Origin of the sequence: Microcoleus sp. FACHB-68, assembly GCF_014695715.1 — a bacterium.
In the GTDB taxonomy this organism is placed as follows: Bacteria; Cyanobacteriota; Cyanobacteriia; order Cyanobacteriales; family Oscillatoriaceae; genus FACHB-68.
Window position 1 is genome coordinate 94,631 of sequence record NZ_JACJOT010000005.1, and the last position, 22,929, is coordinate 117,559.

A 22,929-nucleotide genomic window follows, 5' to 3' on the forward strand; every position below is an offset into this window, starting at 1 on the left:
ACTTGTTACTCCACTGCAGTTGTCTGCCAATTATCTACCAAGGAGAGTTCATTCGCATCCAGCACGATCAAATCTTCAATGTTATTCGAGATAGTGTTGCAAATCTCATCTAACGGTAAGTCATTGGGATCGTACCCAAAAGGATTTTCAATTTCATTGCCAATTTCTTCAATTCCTAATAAAATAAAACTGATTAAAGCGACAATTAACCCTGTGTACCACTGCGTCTTATCGACAATTTGAAAAGGCAATATCAGGCCGTATATCAGCAACAATCGCTTTAGATAAATTGAATAAGCTAAAGGAATCGGGGTTCTGGAAATGCGTTCGCAGCCGGTTAAGGCTTCTACCATACTATCTAGCAATTTATTCATCGCCCTTAACTGATTGCTTGTTAAGCAACCGCGATTTTGCTGTTGCTGCAAATAATTTCCAATCCAAAGCGCCACTTCTAACGGGGGATTTTTGACTTTTTTAAGTTTAAGCGTTTGAGCTGGATTAATTCGCGCTTCTAACTCGCTGTCCACCGGCTCTTTTCGCAAATGCAACTTAGTCGCAATCGCAAAAGCCACCAACAGCTTTAAAACAGACGCTTTATTTTCTCTGTCTGCCGGTTCAACTTCAGAAACCCCAACCCAAATTTGACGAGCTAAATTTCGAGCATTAATAACGATAACTCCCCAAATCTTTCGACCTTCCCAAAATCGCTCATAAGCTGTGTTGGTGCGAAATACTAATAATAAACCTAAGACTAAATTGAATACAACATTCGTGACTACGCTGCCAAAAATATCCCATGATACAGGCGCACCATAATAATAAATCAAAGAGACTAAAAATCCAAATACACCGCACAAGACGACGCGAGGAAATACCGTAGGTGCAACTGAACCGCGAAGTTGTAAAGCCAATTTAAACCACTGCATGGATTTATTCAAAAGTAGTGTTAACCAAACTTTGTAGTAGCTTTTGGCCGTCTTTATACAATTGAGCTAAACACAGATGTTGCTCATTGTCCACCTCATCACAGCTCGTCACAACCTGTTTTCTAGAGTTTACAAAATGCCGGCTATAGAAACTAGATATCTTTATAGCCGGCAGCCTTTGCGGTTTTATTTTTACTCTAAATCTTTGTGAGTAAAAGGTTTCGCATCTTTGCCTGAATAAGTGGCCGCAATATGCCCGTCACCGGCAACTTTATATTTATAGGTTATCAGCCCTTCTAAACCTACCGGCCCGCGAGGCGGCATTTGTTGGGTGCTAATTCCAACTTCTGCACCGAAACCGTAACGGAAACCATCGGCAAAGCGTGTTGAACAGTTGTGAAAAACGCCGGCAGCATCTACTTGATTTAAAAATGTATCAGCAGCGTCTGCATCTTCAGTGGCGATGGCGTCCGTGTGTTTTGAGCCATAAGTATTGATGTGGTCAATTGCTTCTGCCAAAGAATCTACAACTTTAATCGATAAAATTAAATCGCTGTATTCAGTTGACCAGTCTGTTTCCGTTGCCGGCACAATATTGACAAACTCGCGGCTGCTATCATCTCCCCGTAATTCCACATTCTGTTTTTGCAACGCCTCGGCAACTGCCGGCAAAAATTGAGGAGCAATTTTTTTGTGAACTAACAAAGTTTCAATCGCATTACAAGCAGCCGGATAATGAGTTTTTGCATCCACTGCAATTGTTACAGCTTTCTGAATATCTGCGGATTTATCTACATAAAGGTGACAAATTCCATCAGCATGACCGAGTACCGGAATGCGAGTATTTTCCTGCACAAATCTCACAAAAGAATTAGAGCCTCTGGGAATAATTAGATCCACATACTCATCTAGCTTCAGTAGGGCTTGAATTTCTTCTCTCGTTGTCAGCAATTGCACCGCTTCTGGTTTAACTGCCGTTGTCGATAAACCTTGGTGAATTGCTTTCACTAATGCTTGACAAGAGCGCACCGCTTCCTGTCCACCTTTGAGGATGACACCGTTGCCAGATTTAATTGCTAAGGCCGTAATTTGAATTAATGCATCGGGACGCGCTTCAAAAATCACACCAAGCACTCCCAAAGGACAAGTAATGCGTTTGAGAATTAACCCTTCATCGAGTTGCCGGTGAATTTGAATTGCACCGACTGGATCAGGCAATTTACCCACATCTCGCACACCGGCGATCGCACCTTTGAGCTTCGTCTCGTCCAATTTCAGCCGGCTATAAAGTGGTTTGGCAATACCGGCAGCCTCTGCGGCTTCGCAATCTGCTGCATTCGCTGCCAAAATATCGCCGGCAGCCGCTTCTAAAGCCTGGGCGATCGCTTCAATCGCTTGGTTTTTCGCTTCGGTGGGGAGAATTGCCAGCTGGCGTGCAGCTTGACGCGTCTGCTGAGCGATCGCAGTCAGAGGAAGAGAAGCTATCGGAGTGGTGGTCATGGTTTTGAATCAAACGCCAAAGTTTCGCCAAAATGTTGGCTTCTCTTTCAATCCTAGTGCAACGCGTACAGAAATCTCCCAAGCGGCCTTCTGCCACCGGCAGCTTAATTTTTGTGGAGGAATTGCAGACGAAATTAAATTTACAGGTTATTAAGGAATAGAAAACTCTATCTAAAGGTAGTTGCATCAATCAGTATCTTTGCCCACCTAAGACCTGAATCCGTTCTACTCCTTCTTCACAGAAACACTTATGTCCTCTCAATCTGGATTGCTCAAAGCGGGGCATGACGCCTTTAAACAAGGGCGCTACCCAGAAGCGATTCAAAGCCTCGAAGAATTTTGCTTCAATTGCACTGATCTTCAATCGCCAGACTATTTCCGGGCGCAGATGTGGCTGGTTCAAGCTTATCAGCACAACGGCCAGCACTCACAAGCGAGGGCACTCTGCAACCGGCTAGCGTTCAACGAGAATCCCGACGTGGCAAACTGGGCACAGCAAGCCCGACAATCTATCACCGGCGAACCGGCAAGCACTCAAGCTCAACCGAGTATGGTTGAGAAAGCCGGTCGGGCAGGGAGTGCCGGCCTAAAATTGGCCATGTCTGGAGCCGGTAATCTCACCCTCGCCTCTGGCGTCACAATTTCCTTGCTGTTGGGTATGGTTTTGGTTTTAGCCTTAGCCGTCTTCTTCATCCTCAGCAGCGAAACGCCCACCACGGGTTTAATCATCTCAGTGGCGTTTACCCTGATTTTCAACGTCGCTGTTTTCTTCCTCTCCCCTTGGTTGATGGACTTAACCCAAAGCTGGCTGTATCACACGCGTTGGGTATCTCTGGCAGACATTGAAAGCCAAAGTCCAGAGGCAGCCGCCGTGATTCAGCGAGTGTGTGCCGAGAAACAACTGAAACAGCCCCGCTTGGGAATTATCGACGACGAAAACCCCACCGCCTTTACTTACGGTTCCTTGCCAAATACGGCGCGGGTAGTGGTGAGTCAGGGGTTGTTTACCTACCTCGACGATGACGAAGTTGCAACGGTTTACGCCCACGAACTCGGCCACGTTGTCCACTGGGATTTTGCAGTGATGACGTTGGCTTCAACGTTGGTGCAAATCGTTTATCTGATATATATCTTTGCCCGACGCATGGGGCGTAGCGGTGGCGAAAAGATGAAAGATGCCTTCGCAACTGCGGCGATGGTGGCTTATGTGTTTTATGTTGCCGGCACCTATCTGGTGTTGTATTTGTCGCGCACACGGGAGTATTTTGCCGATCACTTTGCGGCTGAAGTCACCGGCAACCCGAACGCCTTGTCTCGCGCTTTGGTCAAGATTGCCTATGGCATTTTGGAAGAGGGGCAGCGGGCGCAAGAACCCAGCCGGTTGATGGAAGGCACGCGGGCGCTAGGTATTTATGACCACAAGGCGGCCTCTTCCACCGGCACCGCTTACCGAATTGCTTCCGATCCGAGTAAAATCGGTCGGGTGTTTCTGTGGGATATGTTTAACCCGTGGGGTTGGTGGATGGAGTTGAATTCTACTCATCCATTGACAGGTAAGCGGGTTCGGGCATTGAGTACCTACGCAGAACAGTTGGGCATTGAGATTGAATTCGACATGGGCCGCGTCATCGGTGAAGGTCGCGGTTTGAATAAAGGCCGGCTCTACGGTAGTTTTGTGCTGGATCTGTTGCTCTACAGCGCTGAAGTCATTGGGATTTTCGGGGGTTTGGTACTCGGCATTTTCCTGATCACTTCTATCGGGCCACAGATGGCGCTTGCTTGTCCGCTGATTGGGTTTGGGCTAGGAACTTTAATCAAGACGCTGGTGATGTTCCCTAGCTATAAGCAGGCACCGGCAACGGATGTTCTCACGCTGATGTCTAACCCCTATGCAAGCCCGTTGCGGGGTGTGCCGGCAAAGTTAGACGGTGAGTTGATCGGGCGCGGGGATGCCGGTTATGCGTTTGGATCGGATCTGATGTTACAAGATCGGACTGGGTTAATGTATTTGCGTTATGCGTCTCGTTTCGGGCCGGTTGGGAATTTCCTATTTGGCATGAAACGAGTTAAAAGCCTGATTGGGGGGCAAGTGGGTACTTTGGGTTGGTTTCGTCGCGGCGTCGCACCGTGGATGGATTTGATTCAGATGAATAGTGAAAGCGGCACGGTGGTGAATAGTTACCATCGTTTCTGGTCGTTTGTTATGGGTGCCGGTGCGATCATACTCGGTGTTGTCGTGGCGGTGGTTTTAACCGGCAGCGTTTAATTTGCAATTGTGCCGGCAAGCCGGTTCATGCACCCGTTTTCTTAAGGAAACGGGTTTTTTTTTGCAAAAGTTACGAATTATGAGTTATTGATGGTTAGTTCTGACATCTTGTGCGCTTCTCGATTAGCCCCAAATCCCGCCCAGAAATAAATTTCCGAGCTAATACTAAAAGTCTACTAAAGTGGACTGGGAAATTGTTGAGCTTCTCGATTAGCCCCAAATCCCGCCCAGAAATAAATTTCCGGGCTAATAGCAAAAGTCCACTAAAGTGGACTGGCAAACGGTTTCAGTCCTCTGAAGAGGACTTTTGCTATTAGCCGGGGACTTAAGTCCCCGGTGGTTGCTGCGACAAAGAGCAACATACTCTACTTCTAAATAGCGTTTGGTACACCACTCAAAATCCTTTATGTCTTACGAACAAGAGAAACAAGTTGCCATTGAAGCTGCAATTGCGGCGGCGAAACTGTGTGAGCAAGTCCGCGCTGCAATCCCGGCAGCGATGGAAAAAAGCGACAAAAGCCCGGTGACGATTGCTGATTATGGCTCTCAGGCGGTGATTTGCAAGGCGATCTCTGAGGCGTTTCCCGATGATCCGGTGGTAGGTGAGGAGGATGCTGCCCAACTACGAGAGCCGGCGATGGCTGAGAATTTAACAAAAATAACCGATTATGTTAAAGAATTAATTGCTGATGCAACGCCTGAGCAGGTGCTGGACTGGATTGATCGGGGTAATGGTACGGTAGCGCCGCGTTATTGGACACTTGATCCGATTGATGGCACGAAAGGGTTTTTACGTCAAGATCAATATGCAGTAGCGATCGCCCTAGTGGAAGCCGGTGATATAAAAGTGGGGGTTTTGGCTTGCCCTGCGCTGCCGGTGGAAGGCGGCGAAACCGGGGCGCTATTTGTGGCAGTGCGCGGTGAGGGGGCGCAGATGATGCCACTTGCCGGCGGTGAATTACGCCCAATTCAAGTAATGAGTGCCGGCAATGTCAGTAATTTCCGCTTTGTAGAGAGTGTGGAAGCGGCGCACAGCGATCAGTCGCGGCAAGATGCGGTGGCGAAGGCGGCGGGCATTACTGCCCCCTCTGTGCGGATGGATTCTCAGGCAAAGTATGGCGCGGTAGCCTGTGGAATGGCGGCACTTTACTTGCGGTTGCCCTCACCGAAGACGCCAGATTACCGGGAGAATATTTGGGATCACGCTGCCGGTGCGATTGTGGTGGAAGAAGCCGGTGGGCGGGTGACGGATATGTATGGCATTCCCCTAAATTTTTCTGAAAGCACAAAAATGGTGAATAACCAGGGTGTCGTTGTCAGTAATGGGGCGATTCACGACGCAGTGTTAGAAGTGTTTCGGGAGAAGATGCCGTAGCGTTGCACAGGTAAGTGATTAAACCGCAGATAACCGGCAATTAATCTGGGCTTATCTGCGGTTTTTGCGTTTCTCAATTTCAGCGATGGGTAATAGTAAGGTGTCTTCTATTTCCTGTCGTACTTCAGGGGATGCAACGCAATCGCTGCTGAGACATTCTACTAGCAATAGATTCGCATCGTAATACTGCTCAAGTAATTGAAACTGCTTACTGTTCAACTGCCAATCATGAGCTATATTTCGGTATTTAATCATTTCTACTTTTACTTTGTTAATCCAAGTTTGACGGTTAGATTGCCACCATTCTTGAAATTTTTCTTGATCTTGATTTGAATCGGCTAACTCATTTCTAAGTTTTTGTAATGATTGTTTCAGATGAGGTTCAATTTTGTCATCCAGAACATTTTCAATTCTATCAGCAAGGGCACTATTGGGAATGAACTTAGAAATATTTTCGTAATAAAGTAACTCATAGCACTTGAGATCGATTAAACCCTTTAAACCCTTATCTCCAGAGCAATACCAATAATCATTAAAACTGTGAATATTAAAATAATCAGCTAATTCAATAAAATCATCTATTGAAAAAATATTAAAATTATAAATATACTCAAGACAAAAATAAAAAACTCTAACAGCAGTTTGCTCGTAGCATTTATCAACAGCTAAAGATTTCTGATTTACCCACCTTAAGAACTTCTGCAACTTCTCATCCTCTGCTAAAATTGTATCGACCTGCTGTTTCATTAACAGTAAGAGACTCTCTGCATTTGGTAACATTTCTAGGGTGAGCGAAAAGACTTCCCGCCAACGATGTTCGGTAATGTGGCAGGCCAAACTTTGCAAAGCTTTGTCATCTAATGAATCCGGATTACAACTGGTGAAAATCTTTCTGGCTGTGAAATATTCTTGAAATGTGAGATGAGAAAAAGAATAAATGCCTCTTGCTCGTTCTACCAGTAAGCCATGTTGTGCTTCAATGGATTTCAGCACTGCTTCACTATCTAGTTGCAAAGCTTCAGGATCGGTTTTGGCATCTGGTAAATTGCGAATGTAATCAGTAATATACCGCTCAGCATCTCTCTGCTTGAAAAAGTATTCTTTACGTTCAAAGGTACTCAATGCAAGTTGACTAAGCAAATCTTCTTTTCGGCTGGCAAATAGGTTTTTATAAACCTGATCTCGCTTAATTCCACGCTTACTATCCCATTTTCTCAGTAGAGTATGAGTTGCTCTTTCATATAATTCAGAACGGTTCTTTGGAAAATCACCTGAATCTTCAAACTCTAAACATAGCAAGGTTAGTAGTAAAGGATTAGTTGCCAATTCTTTAATTGACTCATTTTCCTCTAATTCTGTCATAAATCGATTAACCAAACTTAATTGTTTTATCTGAAACCATTTGCCAACAAATGTCTTTATTTGCTCATTATTAAAATCTGCAACTTCCACTTCTTTGAATGGTTGAAATGTATGCTCTCGTGCCGCTATCCGGCAGGTCATTGCAAAATGATTTATGGAATAGCGTTCTGAAAACCTCTCAATTTGCTTGATGACTCGGCTGGCATCCTCTTCTCTGACTTCATCCAAGCCATCGAGCAAAAGAAATACCCTCCCTTGCTTTAGCAAATCAGCAGTTTGACTTTCTGTCACCCCACTCTCAGCGAATCTCTGGTTGATGAATTCAATTAATCCTGGCTGAGTATCAGTTTCAGCAAAATCCTTTAGGGTGATAAAAATCGGCACTCGATCCCCTAGAAATTCTCCACCAATGCACTGAATGGCCAGATATTTCAAAAAAGTAGTTTTACCCGCTCCTGGTTTACCTAAAACCATCAGCTTAGAGTAGCGCTTGACTGCTTCTATTCCGGGTACTCGCTCTTCAGAAATTTCCCCAAATCCTACACGGTCAAAGTTTTCTTGTTCTGGGTCAAAGCCTTGCATCAATTTATCAATTCCGATGCCTCTGCGTCCGGTGATTTTCTCCAGAATATTGACGCTGGTGTAGATATCATTTAACCCAATCGATTGAGTCATGTCCAGCACGCGCATTGTGCCACATCGCTCAATAATTCGAGCTGTGATTTTTTCCCGCACCTCTCGCACCAAGCCATTGAGATTATTATTCCCATCCACCTGACTTGTCTCAGATTCCAGATCCGCCTCTTCCAGTATCAGATCAAGTGCTGAGTAAATGTGCTTAACAGTCGAAAGAGCAACAGACTTGCCGTTAAAAAACTTTGAAACTGCCTGATTACCAACTTTTGCCGCCTTTTGCAATTCTTGTTGTGTCCAACCTTTGGAAATCCGAGCTGCTACCGCTTTTTGAATACCTGATTGAGATCCCCGAACGCCCATACACCTGCTCTAAATCTTAAATTTTTCTTAAGACAATTTTTTATTTAATTTGGCTACTAACTCACATCATTCCACAAAACTCATCTAAGTCAAAGCTCAATTTCGCTACAAATTCACATCAATCACATCAAATTCACATTTTACTCAAATCATTTCCTAGTAAGGGTTTTAAGCGCCTCATGCAATGCTATTAGTGTCCTAAACAGAAAGTTGATTTTATGCACACCCCACAACAAACCGAACAAGAGCTATATTTCAAAGATCATTCCTTGCGACTTATCAAAACAGCAGAAGGAATCGAATGGATTGCTGAAGATTTGCTGCCGGCACTGAATCTCACCGACACTGCCTTAAAGAAAATTCCAGAAAATTTAAAAAGTTTGCGACAAGTCAGTCAAGGCAAAAATGGTCAATTATATCTTTGGCAACAGCTTCTTTTAACTGTAGAACAGCGGGGAATAGAATTGTTGCTTGACCTTGCAAATCAGCAAACCGCTATTCAATTTCAGAAATGGATCTATGAAGAGGCGCTACCTTTACTAAAATAGCGAAAACCGAGTGATAGCCCGCCAGCGCGGGCTTTACTTGTGTAGATACAATTTTCACTCGTCCGAATTATCCCTTTCCTGCTTCTGCTTTGCTAACTGAGCCTTTGCTTTTTGCCACATCGCTTCTAACTCATCTAAGCTATAATCGGTTAGCGGTCGCTCTGCAAAAACTTCCATTTTTGAAAAGCGCTGAATAAACCGCAAATTGGTTTCCTGTAAAGCTTCAGCAGGATCTAAATCATACCACCGGCCTAAATTAATCAAGACAAATAAAATATCCCCTAATTCTGCCTGTTGATGGGCTTTATCTTCATGTTCAAGGGCGTATTTAAATTCCCCTAACTCTTCCTGAAACTTCTCCCAAACTCCTTCAACATTTTCCCACTCGAAACCAACACCGGCAGCTTTCTCAGAAATCTTCATTCCTGCCATCAACGGTGGCAACGTTTTCGCATACCGGCTTAGTTTTGAGGAAAATGTTTGCGATTCTGTAGTTTCTCCCTTTTCAGTTGCTTTAATTTCCTCCCAATTTTGACGAACTTCATCAACGCTGTTAACTTCCACATCACCAAATACATGAGGATGCCGGCGAATTAATTTTTCTGTGATGCCGGTGGCAACTTCAGCCATTGTAAAATCACCAGACTCACTGGCAATTTGCGCTTGCAGCACCACCTGCAACAGTAAATCGCCTAATTCTTCGGCAATTGCCTTTTTATCGCCACTACGAATTGCATCTACCACTTCATAAGCTTCTTCGATCACATAAGGAATCAAGGTTTGCGGTGTTTGCTCTAAATCCCAAGGACAACCGCCATCGGGTGATCGCAACTTGGCAACAACTTCAATCAGCTTTTGTAGAGCTGTGAGGGTAGCGGAATCAAATGCAGCCGGTTCGGGTGTTTGCGCGGTAGACATGAGGGAAAACTCCAAGACTTATTAATAATTCTTAACTAGATTTGCTGCCGGTGCCAATAAAATTCTACAAAAAGACCTTATTAATAGTTATGTGGTTTATAAAAAATTGCTTTTGCTTTATTTTAAAGTTTAATTTTAATAAATAAATATATTGCTAAGATCGAAATTTTCCAAAATCAACGGCACCTAACGTTAATACATCCGCGCTCATCTGCGTATGCCTAACGGCACGCTGCGCTATCATCTGCGTGCATCTGCGGTTAAAAAAAATCAAACCAAATTTTTGCAACCAGTCTAATTTATTAAACTGAAAAATTACCAACTTAAATTTTAGATTTACCTTTAGTTTGCCGGCGCTTATTTTCACTTGCAGGACGCCGGCGTTTCTTAGAACTCGCAGCCGGAAACAGCCAGCCCATCAGCCCATACTTCTTAATCCGCTTGTAAGCTGACCCGCCCCAATCACTGAGATAGTGACTCATTGAGCCTAATTCCAGCCCGATATACAGCGCAATCCATTCAGCATAATAAAGTTTGAGTAATTGCAGAAGAAAGTCAGCAACCATGTCCCAAGTCCAAGACCAACCCCAAAACTGCTGACCGGCTAATAACCCCAACATCACCACAATCCCCACACAGCCGGCCAGATAAAGCAGCCGTAGCGCCGATCCAATCAGTGGCCCATGAGACAAAAACGACCGATGGCGCAAACTGTTTTGGTAAGGTAACCAAATCCAACGCAGCCATCCCCAACGCTGGAACTGCCGCGAGTAAATGTCCAAATCTGGGCCAAACATCAGGCCGCTGAAGAAAAAGCCACCGGCAACCAACAAAGTGAGATTACCACTCCGGGTTTGCGCGAACGTCAGGCCGGCAACCACCGGCAAAGTCCACAAGGTAATACGGTCATGGGTGCGACCAGAGGGCATTCAGGATTTAGGATAGGGGAATGGGGATTGGGGTAGAAAATGCCCATCTTAAATCAGTTTGGCTGATTGATTTATTTTCTACAAGGTGCTACCATAGTATTCTATGAGAAACCCGGGCGGTTAACTCAGTGGTAGAGTATCTGCCTTACAAGCAGAGAGTCACTGGTTCAAGTCCAGTACTGCCCATCTAGTCAATTTTAATAAAATCAGAAACTGTAGAAGCGTGTCACAGGGATATTTGTGACATTTCTCAAAAGTTTCCGAGATGTGAACTCCCCGGACGTTGAACACTCAGCTTCAAAGTTATAATTTCTGCTGGGCAAAGAAGTGAGTCAAGTGAGTTGGTCTTTACCCAAATAATAATCCCATAAAAAGTAGGGAAATCCGAATCACTGCCGGTGGGGCAATCCCTGAAGCAAAATCAGGCGTCAGCCTACAAAATCGATCATAATCGGGACTGAGCGGTAAAGTTTAGCAGTCAGCCGGCAAAGCGCTATAGGCTGAAAGCAGAAAACTCAACTCAGTCCTCAGTCTTTAAGTAGTAACCAAAACAAGAGCTATGACAATGCTGGAACAGGGCACTATCACTATTCATACCGAGAATATTTTTCCCATTATCAAGAAGTCCCTCTACTCTGACCATGAAATCTTCTTGCGGGAATTAGTTTCTAATGCCGTCGATGCGATCCAAAAACTGAAAATGGTTTCCCTTGCCGGCGAACTCAGCGGCGAGTTGGAGGAACCAAAAATTCAGATTACCCTCGACAAAGAAAAGAAAACCTTAGCCATCTCCGACAACGGCATCGGCATGACGGCTGATGAGGTGAAAAAATACATCAATCAAGTCGCCTTCTCTAGCGCTGAAGAATTTATTCAAAAGTACAAAGCCGGCGACGAACAGCCAATCATCGGTCACTTTGGCTTGGGTTTTTATTCCTCCTTCATGGTGGCTAAACACGTCGAGATTGATACCCTTTCCTACAAAGAAGGCGCTCAAGCGGTACACTGGTCTTGCGACGGTTCACCCACTTTTCAGTTAGAAGAATCTTCTCGCACTACTCGCGGCACCACCATTACCCTTACACTTCAAGATGAAGAGGGAGAATACGCAGAATCTGCCCGCATTAAACAGCTAGTAAAAACCTACTGCGACTTCATGCCGGTGCCGATTGAACTTGATGGCGAAACCATCAACCGGCAAAAAGCTTTGTGGCGGCAATCTCCTAGCAGTCTCACCAAAGAAGACTATTTAGAATTTTACCGCTACCTCTACCCATTCCAAGAAGAACCGTTGATTTGGGTGCATTTAAACACCGACTATCCCTTCCTCGTCAACGGCATTCTCTACTTCCCTAAACTCAAACCTGATGTAGATGTTACCAAAGGACAAATTAAACTGTTCTGCAATCAGGTTTTTGTTAGCGAACACTGCGAAGAAATTATTCCTAAATTCCTGCTGCCCATGCGCGGGGTTATTGACAGCCCAGATATTCCCCTGAATGTCTCCCGCAGCGCCTTGCAGATGGATCGAACCGTTCGCAAAATTGCCGATTTTATTGCCAAGAAAGTTGCGGATCGTCTCAAAGAACTGTACCGCGATAGCAAAGAGGAATATATCCGTTGCTGGCAAGATATCGGCACCTTTGTCAAATTCGGCTGCTTGAACGATGATAAATTCAAAAAACAAGTTGAAGATATCATTATCTTCCGTAGCACAGCCGAACTGAATGCCGGCACCGGCAGCGACACGCCGGCAGTGGAAGTGCAATCTGAGGAAGGCGACATTTGGCAGCAAGTGAACCCTTCATCTAACCCTGCCGGCGGCCCTTCTTATACCACGATTAAAGAATACCTGGAACGCAATAAAGAGCGCCATGAAAACCGGGTATTTTATTGCACCGATGAAGTTAACCAAGCAACTTACGTGCAATTGCACAAGAACCAAGGTTTAGAAGTCCTATTTATGGACTCCTTCATCGATCCTCACTTCATCAGCTTCTTGGAACGAGAGTATCAAGATGTTAAATTCTCTCGTGTGGATTCCGAACTCGACGACAAGCTGATTGAGAAAGACAAAGCATCTGAAATTGTCGATCCCACAACCAACAAAACCCGCAGCGAACAGATCAAAGATTTGTTCCAAACTGCTTTAAATAAGCCGAAACTGACGATTCGCACCGAGGCGCTGAAGTCAGACGATGCCAAAGGTACGCCGCCGGCAATGGTACTTTTGCCAGAATTTCTGCGCCGGTTGCGTGATATGAATGCCTTGATGCAACAACAAGAGTTGTCGCAATTCCCAGAGGAACATATCTTGGTGATCAATACAGCTCACCCGATGATCCAAAACCTGGGCAATATCAGCCAAGGCAGCATTATTCAAGGTGAAGGGCAATCTCCCTCTGGCGAATTGGCTAATATGATTTGCCATCATGTCTATGATTTGGCGCTGATGGCTCAGAAAGGCTTTGATGCTGAAGGGATGCAAAATTTCGTTGAGCGCTCTAACAAACTGTTAACGAGCCTCACAGAACGCGCTGCCGGTGTCTAAGAGGGGCATGGGGGATAGGGCATAGGGCATGGGGGATAGGGCATAGGGCATAGGGCATGGGGCATTTCTCCCCCTCTCCCCCTCTTCCCCTCAGCACTCAGCACTCCTAACTAAAAAGAGTGGGTTACAATGGGAGATTGCACACATAAGAAGGATGATTAGGAGTTGCAATGGCACGCAAATGTCAACTGACCGGCAAACAGGCAAATAATGGTTTTGCAGTTTCTCACTCCCACCGGCGCACCCACAAACTGCAAGAAGTCAATTTACAGTGGAAGCGAATTTGGTGGCCCCAAGCTAACCGCTGGGTGAAATTGCGGCTTTCCACTAAAGCGATTAAAACTTTAGAACACAAAGGTTTACAGGCTTTTGCGAAAGAAGCCGGTTTGGATCTGCGGAAGTTTTAAGGCACAAAGGATGGAGGACTGGGAACGAGGCATTGAGAAGTTTTTTCTCCCCTCTCCCACTCTCCCCCTCACTTACTCACCTACTCTTCCACTCTCCACTTAAGCACTTTCCTACTAATCCAACTCAGGACTCAGGACTCAGGACTCAGGACTCCCTCTTCACCCTTCATCCTTCATTTTTTCAATTTCCAAGGCGGCTTTCACTCGCTCATACTCCGCCTCAACTTGCAACACTAGCGCCGGCGCTTCGGCAGTGGTGTTGGCACGTCCGATTGATTCCAGTTGGTTGCAAAGTTCAAAAAGAGTCAGCGCACCTACCGTCCCGCTGGTTGATTTTAAAGAGTGAGCTGCTGTTCTCAATGCCGGCGCATCGTCTGCGCTGATTGCCCCGCTGATAGATTGCAGCAATGCAGGGACATTTTCCAGGTAAAGATCAATCACCTCAACTAAGGCATCGATGTCCCGTAGTGATTGCAACATTTTGGCATCAAGGACTGGCGGCATTTGGGATTCATCAATGCTGTCGTCTTCTATCTTTTGACCAAACACTTCGTCATCCCCCTCTCCAACAACCGAAGCAGTCTCTGCGGGTTTGGAATAAGGCTGGCACTTGCCTAAAGCTTGAACCAGTTCATCTACCCGGATTGGCTTGCTGATGTAGTCATCCATGCCGGCCATAATGCACGCTTCTCGATCTCCCTGCATGGCATTGGCTGTCATTGCAATAATCCGAGGACGCTTACCATCAGGCCATTCCAGACGAATATGGCGGGCGGCGGCCATCCCATCCATTTCAGGCATCTGGACATCCATTAAGACCACATCATAGGGCTGCCGGTGCAGAGCGTCAAGCACTTCTAACCCGTTGCCGGCCATATCTGCCCGATACCCCATCCGCTGTAAAGTGAGCAAAGCCACCTTTTGATTAACCGGATTGTCCTCAGCTAAAAGAATCCGCAAAGGCCGCAATTCTCCGAGATCGGGCGAGATCGCACCCATTTGCCAGGGTCGAGAAGATTCGAGACGCTGCCCGCCAAAAATGCCTATTAGAACATTGTATAAGTGAGATTGTTTGATTGGCTTGCTCAAAATGGCTGCGAACTCAACACCGGCAGTGGGAAAATCGATTTCTTGCCGGCCTAAAGAAGTCAGCATCACCAACGGCAAGGCATCGTTACCCGCTATGCGACGGATTTGTTTAGCCAAAGTCAAACCATCCATTTCTGGCATTTGCATATCCAGAATTACCAAATCAAACGACTCTTCTTGTTTGAGCCGGTTTAAAGCAATCGCACCCGATTCAGCAACTTCTGTCAGCATTCCCCATGACTGCGCCTGTAGGGTCAAAATCTGCCGATTCGTCGAGTTATCATCCACAATCAGCAGCCGCTTGCCAAGCAGTTGGGGTTGAAAGTCGGCAAGATTAATTACTGAAGAAGTTTCAACGGCAGTAGCCTTCACCGTGAAATAAAACGTAGAACCTTTGGAATTTAAACGATCCAGTTGTTGCTTAATTCCAAATATTTCTGAATCGCCATCGCGATCCCTCAATTCAAATTCATCAGGGGGATTGCCGCCCAAAACGCCGCGACTTTCCACCCACATTTGACCCCCCATCATTTCGCTCAAGCGCTGGCTGATCACCAAACCTAGTCCCGTGCCGCCATAGTGGCGAGTGGTGGAGGAATCTATCTGGGTGAACGATTGAAACAGGCGTTCCATCCGGTCACCGGGAATACCAATGCCAGTATCTTTAACGGCAAATATAATTGAATAGTGAGAATTTTCTTCTTTCTTTAATTTTAATTCTTCATGCTCTATTTTTTGAGCGATTACTAATATCACCACCTCGCCTTTGTTAGTGAATTTAACAGCATTGCTCAGCAAATTGACCAAGATTTGCCGCAGCCTGGTAACATCGCCCATGATCGCGAGCGGGGTGTCTGGAGAAATTAAATAAGCCATTTCCAGATGTTTTTCCGCAGCTTTGGAAGCGAGCAGATCGATGGATTCTTCGATACAAGAGCGCAGGTTGAAGGGTTGCTGTTCGAGTTCCATCTTTCCGGACTCAATTTTAGAAAAGTCCAGAATGTCGTTAATGATGGTGAGCAGGGCGTCGCCACTGCTGCGGATGGTTTCCACAAAGTCTCGCTGTTCGGGCATCAGGGGCGTGTCGAGCAGCAAGCCGGTCATGCCGATCACCGCGTTCATGGGGGTTCGGATTTCATGGCTCATGGTGGCGAGAAATTCGCTTTTTGCGCGGGTGGCGGCAAGTGCTTGATCACGCGCTCTGGCCAAGTCTTCGGCATCTTTTTGACGCTCAAGTTCGCGCCCAATCCACTGAGCCATAAGCTTTAAAAGCTCTTTGTCTACGGCTCTGAAGGGTCTGTGGAGCGGCTTAGAATTCCAGAAGCTGAGGGTGCCGTAAACTTTGCCGGCCACAATGACGGGGGTGCCAAGATAGGCTTCTTGAGCGAATAAGTTATTAGAGGGAGGCCGGTGCCACCGGGAAACCATCATGGATTCAAAGTAAAGCGGTTCTTTGTGCCCGATGGTTTCTAGGCAGTAAGTCTGGTGCAAATCGAAGACATCGCCTTTTTTGAGAAAATGGTTGGGCGAGTGGCCGGCTATGATTTCATAGCGGTCATCTTCGATGAAAGCCAAAGCGCCGCATTCCATGCCAAATCGGTGGCATCCCATCGCTAAAAGTCCTTGGAGGCGTTTTTCAAAGGTGAGTTTCCGGGCGGAAGTAACCTTATACAAAGCGCGAATAGACGCCTCACTTTCTCGCAATTCTTGTTCTGTTTGCTTGCGCTCTGTGATGTCGCGGGACATTGAGATAATTTCTTGTACGGTTCCGGTTTCCAGGTCGCGGATGGTGCGACTGGTGGTTTCAAACCAGACATAATCACCGTCTTTGCGACGAATGCGGTAGCTGATTGTGTAAGTAACCGGCTGATGCCGTAAAGCACTATAAGATTTATTAATTGATTTTAAATCTTGAGGATGGAAGAAGTCATAAGCGGGCCGGCCAATTAGTTCTTCGGGTTCATAACCGAGTAGGGCGCGACAAGCCGGCGATGCGTAGAGAAACACTCCGTCGGGGCTGTGTCTGGCAATAATGTCAGTGGAGTTTTCCGCCATCAGGCGATAGCGTTCTTCGGTGGTGTGGCGCTCATGCTGGAAACCTTCGATGGCTTCGAGCATTCCGTTGATTTTGTCAGCCAGACTGGACAGTTCATCATTGCCGGTTGTTAAGACTCGTAACGAAAGATCGCCGCGCTGGCCGATGTTGCTGACACTGCTGCTGAGAGATGCCAAGCGAGAAAGTACCAATTTTTCCACCAGCAACAGGGTAACAGCGCTAAATGCAAGCCCGACGCCTAAAAGGGAGAGAGTAAAATAGCGGACGTTAACTTTACCCTGCCGATAGACGGTTCGGGGTAAATCGACTTGCAACAGCAGTGCCGGCTTGTTATAGATATCTTTGAGCAGCGTGTAGCCGGCGATGCGATCTTCACTCAATGGTTCTACGATTGCCGGTTTATCCTGTAACAAAGGGGCAATTGCACTCTGTAGTTGAGGCTGTGTGGTGCCCTGTTGGTTGGCCCTAACTTTTTGAACTTCGTACAAACCGAGAGAAAGCTGGGTGAGCTTAGCTAACTGCGTTAGTTCGGCGGCATTGAGGTAGCGTCCCATAATCAGAGTGCCACGAACCGGCCCTTTACGTTCACTGGTCAAAATCGGCTGTGAGGCAATCAATAATGGGCCTTCCGACAGCAGAATGATTCCAGATACCCAGGTTTCAGAATTCGCGTGTTTCAGCAAGGGACTGTTAGGAGACAGGTGTTTCTGCAAACTTTGGGAAATGGTAGTTTTTGTCTGCCGGTTCAGATCGAAGCCTTTGCTAAAAACAATGCGACCGGCACTGTCACTCAACACCACCACATTTAGTCTTAATTGCTTAAACGTGTCATCCCCAAAATTGGACTTGAGATAGTTCTCTGTAAAGGCTGATTTTAATTTCTGACCTCGGATAAAAGCGTAGGTGTCATCCCATGCCGCTTGATCTTGAACGATTGTGTTCAATTTAGATATCTCGTCACCCAGCGTATTAACGGCGCGGGCTAGATCTTTGCGGACGCCTTGTTCTTCCAGTCTTTGGAAGTCACGCAGCAAAATCGTTGAAGCTGTGGCGTACAGAACGGCATTCAAAGTGATCAGCGCTGCGCCAACAATCAGCAAAGTCTTCTTACGAAGTTTCATGCACTTGCTCCTTCAGCGTGCGCTTTTGAACCGGGCAAGATCGTTCCTCGATGCCGGTTGCGTCGGGGAATGTGACGCGCCCCGAACGGCATAAAATCAGCAATTACCGCTTTCACCCCTGAATTCGATTGAGGGGGGGATGGGGAGAGGGGAGGAGGGAGAGAAAAATCTTTGACTTTTTGAAGTCGTTGTGTAACTTTTGAAAATTTTATGGGTTCGTTCCAATCCGAATCTAGCAAATTAGGCATATTGTCTGATGGGTGCGGTAGACGGGCGATTGCTTTGCTGGGCGACATATTAAGGATTCCCAATTTAAGGTCGCTATCAAAGATCGGTTACACTAAAACCTTCACTTTCTGGATGTGGTGATGCCAAATGCCTGGATCACAACGGTTGCCGGCAATGCCCATAGGCGGAACCTTGGGGATCTCCACCTTTCCCTTGCCGACGCTTGAGTGCGATCTGAGCGGTTATTACAACACGCTATCCCTCTGTAAATGCACCTGCTGCGTGTTGTTACTATTATTCCCATGAGTTGCCGGCTATTTCCATGTGCCGGCGGCTGCTTCTCACAATCTTTAATAATAGATCGCCGACCTAGGAGAAGACACGATTCTTTACAAGCATTTAACTTGTCTAAAAGCGCAATCTCTCATTTATTGCTACAGCTTTGATCACCGAGGGTTTTAAGCTGATTAATTCTATTTTATTCAATTAAGTTCCCTTGCCGGTTCAAGTTACCTTCTTAGTCAAGGGATTAGTGTTAGCGTAGCCTGCCGTTTGGCATCGCCTAGCCTGACATTAATATTTGTCAACTCAGCCGTTCTTGAACCACCTGTTTGTAAAAGGCTTCTAATGCTTCCACGCAGACTTTATCATCAAAAAGATTGTCGTGCCGGATTCTAATTTTTTCGGCGATTTCCTGCCGCCAATCTGGATCTAATCCTAATCTGACTGCAATTTCTATATATTCGGCTTCAGTTTGAGCAATTGTATCTGTCACGCCGAGCATTTTGAGGAAGCTATCTGCATGACGTCCGCGCATAAATTCTCCTGGACAAGTTACAATCGGAAGATTGCAAGCAATTGCTTCTAGCGAAGTATTTCCACCTGACCAGGTAAAAGTATCTAAGAAAACATCAGAAAGTAAATTAATTGTTAGATAATCAGAGCGAGTGGGAATTTTGCGGAATACACAGTAATCTTCATATTTTAGTCCAACTGCTGAAAATGCTCGCTGTAATCGTTCCTGAAGCACAACTCCCCGCAGAAATAAAAACTGAGCATGAGGAACACGAAGGGCAATTTCTGCAAGAATGTGATCGTATTGCGGCAGATATTTAAATGGAGCTTGACAGCACAAATAAATAATACTTTCTTCTGGCAACTCAAAATCAGCGCGAGTCTTGGTTAGCGGTGGAATATCTTGGGGTTTTGGGTAGGCTACTCCAATATTTGGCAGCAGGATTAAATTCTCAGAGTAATGTTCTTGCGCGTTTTCGGGTTCCATTAACACGCTAGATAAAAAGTAATCAATGGTTGACAAGCCGGTGGTTACTGGATGTCCCCAAGCTGTACACTGCACCGGCGCAAGACGCAAACTTGCGATTTGCATGGTTGGGGGATTCATGCCAATTTCCGGGAATATGAGAATGTGGAGATTGTCTGAAGTTACTTGCTGACAAACTGCTTCCAGGTTGCCTGGAATATGATGAAACAAATCGCTGTATTCCTGAAACTTTTGGGTGATAGGATCGGGTTCATTTCCGATATAATAAGAGTAAATTTCAAAACTATTTCGGTCGTGTTGGCGCAGCCAGCCAATTAACCAAAGCGTTCCGCTATAAGAATGTAGGTAAGCAGAAAGGTAGCCAATCCGAATTTTTTGCTGGGGGGGAATGGGTGGCATTGAAATAGGCTGCACCCAATTTGGATAATTAGCCTCCATAATTTTATGGAGTAAATTTCCATACCGGCATTGGGATTCTCGAACGTTATGCGCTTGATATGCTAAGTAAAAGTTTGTAACATTTCCTGTGCCGGCTAAAGCTTTTTGTCTGTTTTCTGGAGTGTCTAAAACTGTCTCTTGAATTAAAGCATCGAGTCCTTTGACAAATCGCTGCCGATAGATATCTATTTCACCCGGAGTATTATAAATAATCGGCACAATTAGATGACTGAGAATTTTAAAGGTATAATCCTCCGGTAGCAGACGCGACGCTCTTTCCGCACAGGCAACAGCTTCTAAATTGCGTCTATTTCGCAGTAATGTTAGAATTAATGGGAAGTGCAGCCGGCCTTCCGTTGGGTAAAGACGAATTCCTTCTTCAACTATTTGAATAAAATCTTCGTTTAGCTCAAGTCTAGTATAACAATCACTTAAGGTTAAGTAAAGATCAATGGTTCCTGGCTGAAGTTCTAAATATTTTTGATATCGATCAATTGCCTCTTGATATCTGCCGACTTGATAAAATTTACTTGCCCAAAATAATAAATAATCGGCTGGATTTATTTTTGCTTCGAGAGCAAGGTTTAAATTATTGACAATATCGGGATTATTAGGATTTAATTTTAAGGCAATTTGATAAGCTTCTATCGCCAGATCAACTTGAGTTTGTTCTATCAGTAAATTTCCCAAATTAAGGTAACTGCCGAAGTGATTAGGATTGATAGAGATCGCTTGCCGGTAAGCTGCCTCCGCCGGCTCATTTTCTCCGAGTTGATTCAAAAGCTGGCCCAAATTGTTGTAAGCTTCAAAATTGGCCGGTTCAAGCTCAATTAATTGTCGATAGGCTAAGATAGCTTGAGTTAGGCTATTATTTTTCTCAAATGCGAAAGCAAGATAATTATACAAACTCGCGTTTTCAGGATCGAGTTCTAAAGATTTAAGCAGTGCTTCTATTGATTGTGCATACCTTTGTGTTTGCACATAAAGAATTCCTAAGTTTAGCCAAGCTTCGGCATCCTGGTTTTGATAAAGTAAATATTCTTGATATTTTTGTTCGGCTTCTGCAAATTGCCCTTGATTCTGCAATGACAAAGCTTCTGCAAAAAGGTTATTGAACTGGTTCACCGGCTGCTCAACTAGCTGGAGATTAGCAATCGCTTGGATCGTTGCTTCTTGACGCAATTCGTTAAACCGTTCCCAAGATAAATTCTCTTTCCTTTCGCTATCCCAACTTAAAATAACAATTCCTTTACCAAAAGCTTTGCTTGGTAATTCTAATAAAATTTCGCATTCCCCATGCGTCGCAACAAAGTCCAAAATTGCTTGCCGACTTGTGCTGAAAAGAGTATTATTAATAATCAGTAAAGCTTGAGTTGCTAAAAAAGGCTTTACAAGAAGTAAAGCTAAAAGCTGCGAGCGATAATCAGGCTGACTGTTATCAAATAATAAACCAATTTTATCTTCAGTTTCTAAATCCCGTAAGTAAAAGAAAAATTCTTCAAAAGTTTGGTTGCATAAAAATACTTGTTCCTGAATGTTGAATTCTTGAAGCGTTGCTAGTAAAGTTGCTGCTATTTCTTCTCCCAGCTCAAAATCAGAGAAGTGATTAACTGCATAAGCCATACAATCTGGATGATCGCTCAGTGCGGCAATTAAAGTTGCGCCGCGTTGAGTTCCAATCTCACAGTAAATTTCACCGGCATCTAAACAAGAGACAGCAAAATTCAACAAAGGCATAAGATTTTCCTCTGTCACATCCGGGACTCGCTCAAGTAAATGCTTAAACCGTTGTGACTTTGGTTTAACAGATTCCTCTCCCCAGTTTTCATACAAATTGGGTAGCTGTTCAATAAAGTTTTGATAATTCACAATTTTTTACTTCCAGATAAATTTTTCATAATTTTAGATAGTAAAATATTTTAATATTATAAAATATATCCCTATCAATATCCTAAAGATTTTTATGTAAAGTTTCCTCACACTCAGCAATAAACTGCTGCACCCGTTGCCAAACTTGCTCAAATAAATCCGGCAGATTCGCATCAAACCACTCAATGTCAGGAACGCCTTTAAACCAAGTGCGCTGACGTTTGGCAAACTGACGGGTGTGTAGAACTGTTAAATCTTTTGCTTCTGGCAGAGAAAGACTGCCGGCTAAATATTGTTTCATTTCTTGATAGCCCAAAGTATTTAACAAAGGCAAATCAGAACCGTATTTTTTACAAAGATAATCTACCTCATCTAACCAATTAGATGCTATCATTTGATTAGTTCGCAATTCAATGCGTTCTGCTAAAACCTCGACCTTACAATCTAAACCAATTTGTAAAATCGGATAATCGGGTGGATTCTCTCCTTGCTGTGCGGAAATGGGACGACCCGTAACGTAAAATACCTCCATCGCCCTTAAAGTCCGCACGGGATCATTGGGATGAATTTTCACCGCTGCAGCGGGATCGACTTGTTGTAGAATTGCGTAAAGCTGAGCTTGACCGAGACTCTCTAATTGCGCTCGCAACTCCAAATGAGGAGCCACTCTGGGAATTTTTAATCCTCGCACTACTGCTTTAATATATAAGCCGGTGCCGCCAACGAGTAAGAGTGGGAGATCGGCAGATCGGGAGATCGGGGGAGCGGCAATTAAAGCTTGCGCTTGCTGCTGGTAATCTGCAACAGTCAGCGTTTCGGTGGGATCGCAGATGTCTATCAAGTAATGCGGCACTAATTGCCGGTCTGCGGCTGATGGCTTAGCTGTACCAATGTTAAACTCTCGGTACACTTGGCGCGAATCGGCACTGAGAATCACCGTTCCCAGACGCTGTGCTAAATTAAGCGCCAACCCAGACTTGCCGGTTGCCGTAGCGCCACAAATCGCAATTAAAATCAAGCAACCTCCAATCTCAAATCTAGATATAAAATCAACAGGTGCATCCCCTA

Annotated in this window: 16 protein-coding genes and 1 tRNA gene; 8 read left to right on the plus strand and 9 right to left on the minus strand. The window is 45.1% G+C overall.

What is annotated here, in order from left to right; all coding sequences use genetic code 11:
• Positions 1–5: 5 nt before the first annotated feature.
• Both H6F73_RS04520 and H6F73_RS04525 read right to left on the minus strand, forming a co-directional pair.
• On the minus strand, positions 6–926 hold the full coding sequence (locus H6F73_RS04520; RefSeq protein ID WP_190757622.1) for a bestrophin family ion channel: 921 nt from the start codon (positions 924–926) through the stop codon (positions 6–8).
• Between the two features lie 192 nt (positions 927–1,118).
• Positions 1,119–2,426: a glutamate-5-semialdehyde dehydrogenase gene (locus tag H6F73_RS04525; RefSeq protein ID WP_190757623.1), complete on the minus strand. Its 1,308-nt coding sequence runs from the start codon at positions 2,424–2,426 to the stop codon at positions 1,119–1,121.
• On the opposite strand from H6F73_RS04525, the gene H6F73_RS04530 reads away from it, so the two are divergent.
• From H6F73_RS04530 to H6F73_RS04540, 3 genes are all read left to right on the plus strand, one after another.
• A complete protein-coding gene (locus H6F73_RS04530) occupies positions 2,425–2,580 on the plus strand; it encodes a hypothetical protein (RefSeq protein WP_190757624.1) in 156 nt (51 codons plus the stop codon). The two genes, H6F73_RS04525 and H6F73_RS04530, sit on opposite strands and share 2 nt — an antisense overlap.
• 96 nt (positions 2,581–2,676) lie before the next feature.
• A complete protein-coding gene (locus tag H6F73_RS04535; protein ID WP_190757625.1) occupies positions 2,677–4,692 on the plus strand; it encodes a M48 family metalloprotease in 2,016 nt (671 codons plus the stop codon).
• Positions 4,693–5,098: 406 nt separating this feature from the next.
• Positions 5,099–6,067 (plus strand): 3'(2'),5'-bisphosphate nucleotidase, encoded by a 969-nt coding sequence (locus H6F73_RS04540; protein WP_190757626.1) that lies wholly within the window; start codon positions 5,099–5,101, stop codon positions 6,065–6,067.
• A 51-nt stretch (positions 6,068–6,118) separates the two neighbouring features.
• Here H6F73_RS04540 and H6F73_RS04545 read toward each other — a convergent pair whose 3' ends face one another.
• Positions 6,119–8,104, minus strand: coding sequence for an NACHT domain-containing NTPase (locus tag H6F73_RS04545; RefSeq protein WP_242072333.1), 1,986 nt, complete (start codon positions 8,102–8,104; stop codon positions 6,119–6,121).
• 539 nt (positions 8,105–8,643) lie between these two features.
• Between H6F73_RS04545 and H6F73_RS04550 the strand changes: the two genes are divergently transcribed.
• Positions 8,644–8,973 (plus strand): hypothetical protein, encoded by a 330-nt coding sequence (locus H6F73_RS04550; RefSeq protein WP_190757628.1) that lies wholly within the window; start codon positions 8,644–8,646, stop codon positions 8,971–8,973.
• 54 nt (positions 8,974–9,027) lie between these two features.
• On the opposite strand, the gene mazG is transcribed toward H6F73_RS04550, so the two are convergent.
• The gene (gene mazG / locus H6F73_RS04555; protein ID WP_190757629.1) at positions 9,028–9,891 is read right to left on the minus strand and encodes a nucleoside triphosphate pyrophosphohydrolase; all 864 of its coding nucleotides are present in this window, start codon (positions 9,889–9,891) and stop codon (positions 9,028–9,030) included.
• Between the two features lie 323 nt (positions 9,892–10,214).
• Positions 10,215–10,820: a metal-binding protein gene (locus tag H6F73_RS04560; protein ID WP_190757630.1), complete on the minus strand. Its 606-nt coding sequence runs from the start codon at positions 10,818–10,820 to the stop codon at positions 10,215–10,217.
• 114 nt (positions 10,821–10,934) lie between these two features.
• Here H6F73_RS04560 and H6F73_RS04565 point away from each other — a divergent pair.
• From H6F73_RS04565 to rpmB, 3 genes are all read left to right on the plus strand, one after another.
• A tRNA-Val gene (locus H6F73_RS04565) sits at positions 10,935–11,006 on the plus strand.
• A 373-nt stretch (positions 11,007–11,379) separates the two neighbouring features.
• On the plus strand, positions 11,380–13,371 hold the full coding sequence (gene htpG, locus H6F73_RS04570) for a molecular chaperone HtpG (RefSeq protein ID WP_199330413.1): 1,992 nt from the start codon (positions 11,380–11,382) through the stop codon (positions 13,369–13,371).
• Positions 13,372–13,541: 170 nt separating this feature from the next.
• The gene (gene rpmB, locus H6F73_RS04575; protein WP_190670128.1) at positions 13,542–13,778 is read left to right on the plus strand and encodes a 50S ribosomal protein L28; all 237 of its coding nucleotides are present in this window, start codon (positions 13,542–13,544) and stop codon (positions 13,776–13,778) included.
• Positions 13,779–13,937: 159 nt separating this feature from the next.
• On the opposite strand, the gene H6F73_RS04580 is transcribed toward rpmB, so the two are convergent.
• On the minus strand, positions 13,938–18,044 hold the full coding sequence (locus tag H6F73_RS04580) for a response regulator (RefSeq protein ID WP_190757632.1): 4,107 nt from the start codon (positions 18,042–18,044) through the stop codon (positions 13,938–13,940).
• Positions 18,041–18,340: a hypothetical protein gene (locus H6F73_RS04585; protein WP_190757633.1), complete on the minus strand. Its 300-nt coding sequence runs from the start codon at positions 18,338–18,340 to the stop codon at positions 18,041–18,043. The genes H6F73_RS04580 and H6F73_RS04585 overlap by 4 nt, the downstream gene beginning before the upstream one ends.
• A gap of 79 nt (positions 18,341–18,419) precedes the next feature.
• Between H6F73_RS04585 and H6F73_RS04590 the strand changes: the two genes are divergently transcribed.
• On the plus strand, positions 18,420–18,578 hold the full coding sequence (locus H6F73_RS04590; RefSeq protein WP_190757634.1) for a hypothetical protein: 159 nt from the start codon (positions 18,420–18,422) through the stop codon (positions 18,576–18,578).
• 277 nt (positions 18,579–18,855) lie between these two features.
• Here the strand turns inward: H6F73_RS04590 and H6F73_RS04595 are convergent, their stop codons facing one another.
• Together H6F73_RS04595 and miaA are read right to left on the minus strand one after the other, a co-directional pair.
• On the minus strand, positions 18,856–21,861 hold the full coding sequence (locus H6F73_RS04595; protein ID WP_190757635.1) for a tetratricopeptide repeat protein: 3,006 nt from the start codon (positions 21,859–21,861) through the stop codon (positions 18,856–18,858).
• Between the two features lie 82 nt (positions 21,862–21,943).
• Positions 21,944–22,879 (minus strand): tRNA (adenosine(37)-N6)-dimethylallyltransferase MiaA, encoded by a 936-nt coding sequence (miaA, locus tag H6F73_RS04600; protein WP_190757636.1) that lies wholly within the window; start codon positions 22,877–22,879, stop codon positions 21,944–21,946.
• Between the last annotated feature and the right edge of the window lie 50 nt (positions 22,880–22,929).